10 protein-coding genes are annotated in these 11305 nt (G+C 49.7%); all 10 read right to left on the reverse strand.

Annotated features, from left to right (window positions below):
• Positions 1-178 precede the first annotated feature (178 nt).
• Positions 179-1147 (reverse strand): TAXI family TRAP transporter solute-binding subunit, encoded by a 969-nt coding sequence (locus V7Z69_RS03990; RefSeq protein WP_334138666.1) that lies wholly within the window; start codon positions 1145-1147, stop codon positions 179-181.
• A gap of 148 nt (positions 1148-1295) precedes the next feature.
• Positions 1296-2120 carry a sulfite exporter TauE/SafE family protein gene (locus V7Z69_RS03995; protein WP_334138669.1) on the reverse strand — a complete coding sequence of 275 codons (825 nt, stop codon included), beginning with the start codon at positions 2118-2120 and terminating at the stop codon, positions 1296-1298.
• A 133-nt stretch (positions 2121-2253) separates the two neighbouring features.
• Positions 2254-2892 (reverse strand): thiamine phosphate synthase, encoded by a 639-nt coding sequence (gene thiE, locus V7Z69_RS04000; protein WP_334138671.1) that lies wholly within the window; start codon positions 2890-2892, stop codon positions 2254-2256.
• Entirely contained in the window at positions 2885-3718 is an 834-nt protein-coding gene (thiD, locus tag V7Z69_RS04005) for a bifunctional hydroxymethylpyrimidine kinase/phosphomethylpyrimidine kinase (protein ID WP_334138673.1), read from the reverse strand. Before thiD ends, thiE begins: the two co-directional genes overlap by 8 nt.
• Before the next feature lie 56 nt (positions 3719-3774).
• Complete coding sequence (locus V7Z69_RS04010) at positions 3775-4974, reverse strand: HD domain-containing protein (RefSeq protein WP_213698329.1); 1200 nt, start codon at positions 4972-4974, stop codon at positions 3775-3777.
• A gap of 121 nt (positions 4975-5095) precedes the next feature.
• Complete coding sequence (locus V7Z69_RS04015; protein ID WP_334138677.1) at positions 5096-6445, reverse strand: glycosyltransferase family 2 protein; 1350 nt, start codon at positions 6443-6445, stop codon at positions 5096-5098.
• Positions 6438-7841 carry a TackOD1 domain-containing metal-binding protein gene (locus tag V7Z69_RS04020; RefSeq protein ID WP_334138679.1) on the reverse strand — a complete coding sequence of 468 codons (1404 nt, stop codon included), beginning with the start codon at positions 7839-7841 and terminating at the stop codon, positions 6438-6440. The genes V7Z69_RS04015 and V7Z69_RS04020 overlap by 8 nt, the downstream gene beginning before the upstream one ends.
• Positions 7842-7863: 22 nt before the next feature.
• Positions 7864-8913: an HlyD family secretion protein gene (locus V7Z69_RS04025; RefSeq protein ID WP_334138680.1), complete on the reverse strand. Its 1050-nt coding sequence runs from the start codon at positions 8911-8913 to the stop codon at positions 7864-7866.
• A complete protein-coding gene (locus tag V7Z69_RS04030) occupies positions 8910-11003 on the reverse strand; it encodes a TolC family protein (RefSeq protein ID WP_334138681.1) in 2094 nt (697 codons plus the stop codon). The genes V7Z69_RS04025 and V7Z69_RS04030 overlap by 4 nt, the downstream gene beginning before the upstream one ends.
• A 170-nt stretch (positions 11004-11173) precedes the next feature.
• A complete protein-coding gene (locus tag V7Z69_RS09940; RefSeq protein WP_416376414.1) occupies positions 11174-11305 on the reverse strand; it encodes a helix-turn-helix transcriptional regulator in 132 nt (43 codons plus the stop codon).

The raw sequence follows: 11305 nt of genomic DNA on the forward strand, positions 1-11305 counted from the left end.
TGGTCCTCCAGGAGCCAGATGCCCAAAAAGTGGTGATAACCTCTCCTTTTGCATGGCAGGTCCATCAAGCTAAGGGTTATGCCCGGTGAGACTTCCAAAACCCATTCGTCCATTTTAGCTACCTCCATTTTCGCATTTTCGGGGTTTGGTCTTTATTTTTGGTGTTTTTGTCCCTTCCTCAGGGAGTTTGACTTTCCAACTCATTGTAATATTTTTCTGCTCCTTCATGGAGGGGGATCAATATATAATTTATGTTCTCTGGAATGGCAGTCTTCATGGTTTTTCTACATACCTCAAGCTTGTCCTTGTGGGCGTAAAAATGCTTGGTCAGCTCATAAACCAAATCGGCATCGAGGTTTTGGTGTACGGCCAGTATGTTCCAGCTGGCATAGGTTTTTATATCCCTATCCTGTCCCTTGTAGGTGTTTGCCGGTATGGTGAAGGGCACCCAATAGGGAGTCTGATATATGACCTTTTTAATTACTGGAGAAGGGATCTCTAGGAGTTCCACAAGGCCCTGGTCGGTGGCTTCCTTTACCCCGGCCATTTCCAATGTTCCTACCATTATGGCGGCGTCTATTTTCTTTTCCCTGAATGCTTTGGCTGTTTCGTATACTCCCAGGTGAACTCCTTGGATGTCCCTGTCTGGATCTAACATTGCTGCCCTTAGAAGCTCTCGTGCTGTCACTTCTGTCCCACTTTTTTCTGCTCCTATGGAGACTCTCTTATCTTTGAGTTCTCTCAATGTTTTAATGTTGCTTTCTTTTGCCACAAGGACCTGAACCGGTTCAGGGTAGAGGGGCGCCATGGCTTTTATGAACTTGTGAGGGGTTCCTTCGTATCTTTCCATGCCGTGGTAGGCATAATAATACAGTCCGTCCAGAAAGGCTATGTGAGCGTTACCTTTCCTCAGCAGTTCCAGGTTGTTGACGGTACCCCCTGTGGCCTTGGGTATTACATGTATGTTGGGTATGTTGGAATTCCATATCTCAGCAAGCTGTTGCCCCAGGGGGTAGTAGGACCCACCTATGGTTCCAGTCGCTATGTATAGGTATTTGACCTCTTGAGCTTCGGAAAACTTTATGGGAAACGACACCGATAGCGCCACGGTAAAGAAAAGTAGCATGGCCATCATTAGTTTCCTCAATACTTTCACTCTCCTTCACGCTAATGCGTAGGGAGTCTTATTGTGTCCCATTCTATAATTATAAACTAATTTTCGCAATATACCCAAAGGGTTCAGTTTATTTTTGCAAAGTGGGTTAGTTTCACCTCTGTGAAACGTGATGCGGGGATTATCTGCCTAAGCCTTTGAGGAGCATTTCTATGGCGATCAGGACCAGGAGGATGGAAAAGGCGGTCCTTATGTGGTGACTTTTCATTTTCCCCGCCACTAGGGCTCCCGTTCTGGCGCCTATGAATATGCCCAAGACTGCGGGAATGGCAAGATCTGGTTTCACCATGCCTTCAAACAGGTATATGACGGCGCTCACTGATGCGGTTATCCCCACCATGAAGGTGCTGGTGGCCGTAGCTGCTTTGAGGGGGAGTCCCATCACAAGGCGCATTATGGGTACTTTTATGGGGCCTCCTCCTATCCCAAGGAGGGCAGAAGTGATTCCTCCCAGAGTGCTGAGGGCCATTCCCAAAAGGAGCCTCTTTGGGGTGTAGGCGATAGTTTCTCCCGAGGATGGGTCCTTGAACTTGCCGCTGCAGTCCAGCAAGGTGTTTTTTGTGTGATTTGCTTTTTGGTGCGGGGTTTTTTCTTGAATGTCATCGCTGCGCCACATGGCGAAAGCTGTGTAAAAAGCAACCATTGCGAAGAGGATGGCGAGGATGCTTTCTTCTATGTGGGCTACTGCAAGGCTTCCCGCCAGGGCGCCCAATACGGTGGTTATTTCCAGTATAAGGCCCAGCTTTATGTTGGTGAAGCCCTTTTTTATGTATATGCTGGAAGCAGCTACGGAGGTAGTTACAACGGCCAGCAGGCTCGTTGGGACCGCAAACTTCATAGGTATCCCCAAAAGCAGTGTAAGAGCAGGCACGAGGAATATGCCTCCTCCCAATCCCAATATAGCTCCTATAAAACCTGCCAAAAGCGCCACAAAAAATATCCCCATATCACCTCGGGGTCAGGTCTTTATTTTTGGTGTTTTGCTGCCTTATCCTATTCTAAGGTCCACAAATATCTCTTACCTGGCCCAAACCAATCGCAGTTGCCCACTACATTACCACGGCTCTTTGGCATTGTCATCAGTTGTTGAAGCCCTCCAGCTCGGCCTTGAAGCGTCTTGTCGTATCCGTTGGGTCTTGGGTTCCGAAAATGGCGCTACTTACGGCAACCCCGCAGGCTCCTGTTTTTATGACCTCTTTTACGTCTTTTATGGTTATCCCCCCGATGGCCACGCAGGGAATGGAGACTTTCTCTACTATATTATTAAGGCCATCTAAACCTATCACCACCGTGTCCTTCTTGGTTTTGGTGGGGTAAATGGCGCCCACTCCCAGGTAGCTTGCACCCTCTTTTTGTGCTTCTATGGCTCTTTGAGGGGTTCTGGCTGTTGCTCCAATTATGAACCCCTCTGGTGCCAGCTCTCTAGCGACTCGGACGGGCAAATCATCTTTTCCCAGGTGGACTCCGTCAGCCTTTGCCGCCAAGGCTATATCCAGCCGGTCGTTCACTATGAAGAGCGCTCCGTACTCGTCGGCCAAATGCCTGAACGCCAAGGCATAGCGGTATAGCTCCTTTGAGGTGGCGTCCTTGCACCTTAATTGTATGGCCGTTGCTCCCCCTTCCAGTGCGGCTCTTGCCTGTTCTTCCAAGGGTAAGCCTCTTCCAGAGGAGAGGTCCGGAATTACGTAAAGCCTGAGTCTTTTGGCTAGATCAGTCATCTGCCTCACCTACCCATGATGGTACGACGAAGTGTCCTACTGGGCCCGGTCCTTTTCCAGGCCTGAAGGACCGCCTTAGGGCCATCTGAAGGTATGTAATGCCCCTTTCTACTGCTTCTTCCAGGGGGCAACCCGAAGCCAGTTCAGCAGTTATCGCAGCGCTCAGAGTGCATCCTGTTCCGTGGGTGTTCTCCGTGGGAATCCGTGGGTGGGTGAAAACCCTGACTCTTTCGCCTATGAACAGTAGGTCCTGCAGCGTTTGAGACTCTCTGTGCCCTCCTTTGATCAACACAGCCTTGGCCCCCATTTGAGCTATAGCGGAGGCGGCCTTTTGGGCTGATTCTTTGTCCTCTATGGGAAATCCCACTAATTTTTCGGCCTCCGGAAGGTTTGGCGTGACCAGCATAGCATGTTTGAAGAGTTTTTCCTTAAGGGTGGAGATGGCTGATTGGTCTATTAAAGCATGTCCCGTTTGAGATATCATGACTGGATCGACCACTATCTTTTGCGGAGCAAATTCAGACAAGACCTCGCAAAGGGCTTCTATTACCTCCGAAGATGCCAGCATGCCCGTTTTCATGGCGCCCACGGGAAAATCAGATAGAACTGCCCTTAGTTGTTCTTTTATGCTCTCAGGGGAAAGGACCTCCACGTGCCTTACTCCCAGGCTGTTTTGGGCCGTTACGGCCGTTATCACGCTGGTGCCGAAGACTCTTAGGGCGGCAAAGGTCTTCAAGTCGGCCTGTATGCCTGCCCCACCGCCTGAATCGCTTCCTGCTACTGTCAAAGCTATGCCACGGTAGCCTGAGTTTTTGGGATTTGTCACTGCTGTTTCTCCTCCTTTAAACACCTACCTTGGGCCTGTTCGATTGAGGGCAGGCCCTAAATATTTCCGTATTCCATGCTAATTTCCTGGGCCAGTTGGCGCAGTGAAAACCATTCGGAGGTCTTTAGCTGCTCAAGGTAGTTGGTGGCCGTGGTTTGCATTTCCGGTATGGCCGGGTTGTTCTCCAGCTCCAGGATGCACTCGATAACCAAGGCAAGCATGTCGCATTGCTTGGTGAAGGAGCTCACTGAGAAGGACTTCTCCGTGCTCAGTTCGTCCAAAAGTCTTTTCTTTTCTACGTCCTCTTTGACTTTGGGCGGCATGGTCTCTTTTATGACCTTTCGCTGCTTATCCTCAACTATGTCCCAAAGGGGTCGGCCTTCCTTTGAAGTGCCAAGTTCGTTTATTCTCTGTTTCACCGGAGAGATCACGTCCCCCGTCAGGCTCTCCAGGATATCGTGAAAGAGAGAGAGCAGAACAGATTCAATGTGGAATTTTTCCTTGAAGATATCCGGTCCATATATGGGGGCGAACATCCTTTCTTCGTAGAGGGAATATACCGCTGCCAGCAGGGCGACAACGTAGGTGTGAGCTAGTACGCTGCTTTCCAGGGTGCGCTTTATGCGGTTCCAGCGGATCAGGTATTTGAGGTTGCGAACGGTGATGAAGTACTCTCTGTGGCTTTCTGCTATTTTCTCGTATTCTTCGTAATGGGGAATTTCTTTTATACTCCTTCGGATCTCTTCTTCTCGTTTTTCGTAGGCTTCTTTGTATATTTTGCCGTTGGTGAGGCACTCCTCAAGGGCTGCCTTCCTTTTGCAGTAGTTGAAGATATGGTCTATGTCTTGGGCAGTTGATTCGTCTTCGAGCTTTAGCTTTGCCTTCATGTACGGCAAAAGCTTTCCCCCTATGGGCCTTGGAAACAGTGGAGCGATCTTGCGCGCTGCGTCATCTCGTAGGATTTCGTAGTAGTTTGTGCCTTTTTTGTTGTCCTCCACCGGTATTCTTTCCAAGGACTCTATGGTGTGCCTTGGGATATCCGATATCTCGAACTTGGTGAATGATTGAAGCAGTGCCCGCAATATGAGGTGGTTGACGAACTCGTCATCTTTGTTCATCTCTTTGGCTATTGCGTATCCAAGGTGGGCGACGTATGCTGCGTTTTCCGCCTCTGTCCATGTCTCAATGCGGGGCAAAAAGTTCCATCGCTGCATGCTCATGAGCCTTTTTAATGCGGAGATAAGGCTTCGTGCCATGATATCGACCTCTTTCCAAGGTAGATCTTCAGACTAATTTTAGCATGAGGGGAAGTTTTCTTTATGGAAAAACTTCAAAGCAACGAAGCCGAAACAAGAGGCATATTATAAAGGGGATTTTTTATGTTTCGTCGGTTTTTTCCCGTCTTTTTATTACCCACCAAGGAGCCATGGACGTATCCTGGTGGGCTTTGCCGAAGATCTCCCATAGGGTGGAAAATGCGTTGTGGACTCGGTTTATCATGGAGAACAGAGGCATAAAGACTATCCACGGAAAGAGCTTCATATCCTGCCAGGGCCTTTCTGACAATACCAGCACGAAGATAATGAAGAAAAAAGCGGTGACACTTAGGTAGAACAAGTACACTAGCGCCATTATTCCCAGGGCAAAGGAAACAGGGAAGGCCACCGCAAGGTACGTCAAGTATCCCGTTATTGCAAAGGGCATGACTATCTGAAACAAAAGGCCAGTCCAAAGGAGAGCTATGAAGTTTTTCCACCCCACAAGCCTGGGGTTAAAGGACATCCAATGCTTCCTGAAATATATATAAGATAGATCTCCATCCCATCTCAGCCTTTGCCTGAAGAAATCCCTGAAGGTCTCAGGTACGTCGGTGAGCCCCACGGCCTCGGGGTCGAAGACTATCTTCATGTTCTTGTATCGTCCGAAATAGTTTTTTACCCTCAAGGTCAAGTCCAGGTCCTCCGCGCTGCCCGTGCTCCACCCCATGACTGTCTTTAGCACATCTTTCCTGAAGACGCCGAAGGCTCCAGAGATGTTGTTGACCATGTTGAAGGCGCTCAGCCCTGTCCTGCTGGCCTGTATGGAGAGGAAGTACTCTATGGCCTGAAGCCTGGTAACCAGGCTCTTTCGTATGTTTCGGACCTTTAGGGAGCCTGCGACGCATGCTACGTCTGGATCCTCGAAGTGCCGTGTTGCCCGCTCCACCATGTTGTTGTCGAAAGAGGTGTCTCCGTCCAAGGCCATTACTATATCTCCTCTGGCGACGGCAAGCCCCGCATTGAGGGATGAGACCCTACCTCCCCTTTTCCACTTTGGAAGCACGAGCAAGCTTCTTTTGGGTATCCTGCTTACTACGTTCTCCATGGATTTGGCTGCTTCGTAGGTCTTTTGATTTTGCGCTGCACCATCTATGACCGCTATTATCTGAATGAGTCCGGGGTAGAACTGCTCCGCCAATGTCTGAATGGTCCTTTTTACCCCCTCCCCTTCGCTGTAGCAGGTTATTATGCAGGAGACAGACGGGAAATTTCTATCTTGGGTGTATTTTTCGCTCATTCGTATCAGGCCGTACTTCAGAATGCCCAGGGTCACCAAAAGGTACACCGGCACCTCAAAAAAGAGCACAAAGCGTATGAACTGAAATATGACCTGCCACGTCTTGGCGGAGAAGGGGTCACCCAAAAGGACTACGAATACGTCGAAAACCTGAGCAAAAAAACTACTCATTGCCCAACTCCCCAGACAACCTTGCTAGGATCCTTTCCGCATCGTCTGCGTCCATAAGGTCGTCGGGAGTGGAGAATAGGGCGATTTTAAACTCCAATGTGCCCTCGTAATCGATATCTATTAACGAACTTAGGTTTTTTATCCGCTCAGCGAGCACATTGGCTCCGGCCTTGTCGGTCTTGGGCAAAAGAAGCCACAGGTTGTTTATGGATGTCCTCGTCGAGACGTCGGTTCCTCTTATTAACTGCCTTAACCTTCTAGCTATCTCGTTTGCAAGCCGCAAGGTCTTTTCCCTTCCAAGTTCCAGGGCGATGTCGGGAAGATTGGATATGTAAATTCCCACCACGGAAAAGTTGTCCTGGGGGTACCTTTTGTGAAGATCAAGGAGCCAGTTCATGAGCTTGCTGAAATAGGGAGGAGCCATGTAATTGAGGCTGTCGAATATGCTATATACGTCTTCCATGGTGCCCACCCGCGCGGCGGTTTTGCCCTTGTTGGTTATTTTGAAACCGTATATGTTCTTTATTATAAGTTCGTCGGTGTCAGATCGCGTTCTGCAGTTGAAACAGTCAACGACCACATCGGGGTCTATGAATCGATGGCCGCAATCATTGCAGGAATGGCTCTCCATGGGGTGGTCGTAATCCTCTCCTAGATGCCTGAGCCTTGTGTGGCAGAAGGGACATCTCAGGTGATCCTCCAGGAGGAAATCCTCAACCGGTCCCACCCTTCCGCAGGTAAAGCAGTGAATGAACTCCTTCCTGACTATGTCCAGGCTGCTGCAGTTGGGGCATATATCGATGTAGTTCAGGTGGGACGTCTCGCACCTGGGGCAGAGCCTTATACGGTCTATCAGGTCTCCGAACTCTAACAGCCCTTTCTGCTTGAGAAAACCTAGCCACTCCTCGCCCATGGCCGGATCCTCGCTGAGACAGGAGGCTAAGGGATATCTGTAGGCATGGGGTGTAAAGGGTTCGAGCAGGGGCTTTATTTGCATGTTGGGCCTGGCGTACAAATAGGCCATCAGCCGGAAGTCGGGGCTTTCTTTGAGGGCATCCTGGTTGACTTCGTTCAGCCGGTTCAATATCTGCGAGGCCTTTTTTACGGCCTCCTCCATTGAGGATATTTCCCCGTCGCACAGAAGGGCTATCTTTTCCGGCAGTGCCGAAGTCGTGAACAGGGGCTTGGCGCACGATGAAGGATTGCTTCGTATGGTACATGAAACTTGGCATGCCAGCTCCTCAGGTTCTGAACCGTCTATTATGAAGGCGTCGGCATCCTCCATAACCTGCGTTAGTTCCTCTATGGAGTGTACGTCCTTAACCGTTTCGTACCTATTGAGGCAAGGATTCTCCGCGAGGGCGAAGCGGACAAATTTTATATCTTTTTCAGTCATTTCCGGCTCACTTCCTTTGGTCTCATTCCCAGAATTTTAGGTGGAATCCCCAGTGGGCAGAGAAGGGAAGCCCTTCCACCATCAAATCTTCTGGTATGGGTTCTGTGGGCTCCAAGATTACCTTCACCGCTATTTGGTTCTGGCTGAAGGGAGTCCTAAGCTCATAAGGCAGTGCCTGGGCAGTGGTGGGTATCTCCTTGACCTTGGCTTTTACGATCTTCCCGCCGGGGAATCTCAACGTCACCGGCCTTCCCGGAGATACGAAATGAAGGTCCTGGGGCTCCACGTAAGTCACCAAAGCTGCTGTTTTGGTGTCCACCATGCTGGCCAACAACCCCCCCTGCGCCACGGTTTGGTTGGGCACGACGAAGATTTCCATGACCAGTCCATCTACGGGAGAACGGACTTCGATGGGGCGTTCTCCTTCCTCAAGAAGCTTTATTTCGGCCTCTAGCTGCTTCAGCCTCACCTCGTACTGGGGGTCCTTTGCATCTTCCATCTTGTTTAATTCGTCTTTTTGCCTTATGTAGTTTGCCCATGCCGACGCAAAGGCGCTTTGGGCCAGGTTGAGCTCTGCCCGTGTGGCTGCTCCCTTGTTGAACAGCTCTTCGGTGTCTTTTAGTATCTTCCTTCTGTAGTCTGCTTCTTGCTTTGCCAACGACAATAACTCCTTGAGTTTCGATGCGTCGTCGGGTTGGGGATAGTTCTCCAGCAGGGCGTCTCTTTCAGCCTTGAGCAGTTGGAGCCTCTCAGGTTGGACAGTGGGCTTTATGGAGAACAGTACGTTCCCTTCTTTTACGGCCTTACCCTCTTTGGCCAAGACGGCTTCCACCACGCAGGGGCGGGGAGCAGTAACGGCTACTCTTTCCATTTCGATGTTTCCAGGGGAGATGGCAAAAAACAGACCGCTTCCTATCTTGAACAAGAAGTACAAAAAGGGGCTGCAGACGATCAGCACCACCAAAAACCAACGCCACTTGGGGAAGACCCTCTTGGCTGGTGCGTAAGGTATCTTTAGGCCGTCTTTGGCGTCTGGATTTTTGCTCTTGGGAGATTGGAATCTTACTTTCACGGTTTCATCTCCTTATACTCTTTCCATGATTGTATGATAAAGCCCTCAAACTGGGGCGACTGGAGCTTTTTGTTCATGTAGTGCAGGGCCTCTTTGAGCGCGGCTTTGCCTTTTGTTCCGTAGCTTTCCTGTGGGGAGAGGTTTTGTTCTACGCTCTGGGCCAGGGCAAATCTCATGTTGGGAAAGCTTTTCATTATGGCCTCCATGCGCTTTGCGGTTTTTTCGGCGTTTGAGGAGTATATCATAACCGCTACGTACTCAACGCCGATTTTAGCGAGCCCCTTACCAGCGATTTGTCCCAATTCACCTTCCAGGTATCTAGGATGAATTGACAGAGAAACGGGAAAGCCCGAAGCGCTTAATACTTCCTTTGTGGTATCCACGAGCTTTTGCGTCAGGGCCTTTCTGTTCTTTGCAGCGTCAGGCAGAGAGTCGGGTTCTATGTCCAGATGGATTCCATCAAAGGGAAACTGGCTCATGAAGCCTATTATCTCCAAGAGATTTGGGCGGTGCTTCTCCAAGAGCCAGGAGGGGTCCCCCAAAAGAAGCTCCACATCCATAGCGTGACTTTTGCACTCTTCTATGAGGTTTAAAAGAGCACTTTTCCCTTGGGGAGTTTTGAGGAAGTTAAGTTCAGCTTTGTTGAAGGACAAAAGCACCCGGCTGAAGCCCTCCGAGGCCAACTTATCAAGCTCGCTGGTTCGGGTTTTTGAATCAAGCAGTGCCGATGGATCCCAAACATAGGCAGAAAGCCTGAAGGGGAAAGCTAAGGAATTTTGCTCTGCCAGGGGAAAGTACCTGGGCAGCTTTTCATTTATGTTGTCCAATGTCACGGGATATGCAAATATGGCAAGCTCCGCCTCGGTTTGAAGCAAAAGGCTTTGGGCGTCTACAAAGTCCAAGTAGGTTCTGAGGTAGTTGTAGCGGCTTTTCAGGAGTTGCTCAAAGGTGTCCCCCGGTATTTTTTCATGGCGCAGGAGGTTTTCCCTTATGGCCTCCTTGGCGGCTTCAAGGCGCTTTTCATTGGCATCTATGGATTTTATCGCGTACTGTCTAAGGCCCAGTATCCTGTTAAGGTCGTTCTCCAAGGTTATTTGGGTTGTTATCTTCTCTTGTTTTTCTTTTTTTAGGGCTTCTTCGGCGGCGAGCTTGGCGGGGTCTTTATCGTCCCTCAAGGAGCGGAAGGGGTTTTTTATCGTAGCCGAAATATACGCGCCGCTTCCCGTCCCGCCGGGGAAGTCCTTTCCCACTGCAACTCCCAGGTCTATATTCCCTTCTTTCTCGAGCTTGCCCGATAGTTGGGCTATTTGCTCCCTTAACTCAAGAGCCTGATCCTTGTAGTATAGGTCCGCTAGTTTCGGGATGTTGTCGTAGAGAGTCATTGGGTCCTTGATAGGGCCGGGCAATGTGGGATTGGGACATTTGGCTCCGAGTTTCCAAGACCTGCCGGTCGCAAGGCGTATGGTACCCAGAGCCTGGGATTTTTTCATCTGGACGCTTTCCAGGTCCCGCTTGGCCATTTCAAAGGCAGACATAAACTCAAGGCGGTCTGCTTCCAGCAGGAGCCCCTTTTCCGTGCGGGCCTTCAAAACTTTCCTCGCTTCCTCTTCGCCTGCAAGAAATTCTTTTATTGCCTCTTCCTTCCTGCATTCTGCCCATAGTACGATGTAGGCCTTCCGCAGGCTGGTGAGGTTGGTTTCAAGGACCTTGCGGAGCAAAGCCTCGCCCTTCAGCCTTTCCATCTCGGCCTTGAGCACTTTGATCTTTTCGCCGTTCCAGGTGCCCAGTATGGGGAATGAGACCCAGGATTTCAGCGTCAGCTTTTGGTAATTGATGTTCTCGTCGGAGGTCTCGCTTTGGGGCTCGTCGTTGTATCCATAGGTGGCATTTATGTAGAACTTGGGGCCTATGGAGTCCTTCTCGGCCTCTAGGATGTGCATGTTCTCGTTCAGGAGAGCAAGCGAAGAAAGAACCTCGGGCCCCTCCTGCACAAGGGGTTCCAGCTCCTCCAGGGGAGGAAGCTCTTGCTCATGGGAGCTTGCCCAGCTGGCCTCCCGGAAGCAGAAGGGCCAAAACATAAGAAAAAACACCAAACATAAAATGTAAAACTTGAAATATGCTTTCTTTGTACTCAAACCGGCTCTTCCTTATCAAATGGAGTGTAAAAATAGTATATTAAAAAATAAATTTTTGTAAATTGCTTTAATGTCATAAACTTCGGATGCAAATAGCATGAGGGCGGTTTTACCGCCCTCGCAATTTAGTAGAGTAAATCTTTTGCTAGGGTTTTGATGTTATTGAGCTTCTTGCTTATGGCTTGTTGCGACATGCCCAGAATCTGGCCTATTTCCTTTTGGTTTTTGCCTTGCAGCATGTATTTTATTATTTGCAT

Source organism: Thermovirga lienii, assembly GCF_036847465.1.
GTDB lineage: Bacteria > Synergistota > Synergistia > Synergistales > Thermovirgaceae > Thermovirga > Thermovirga lienii.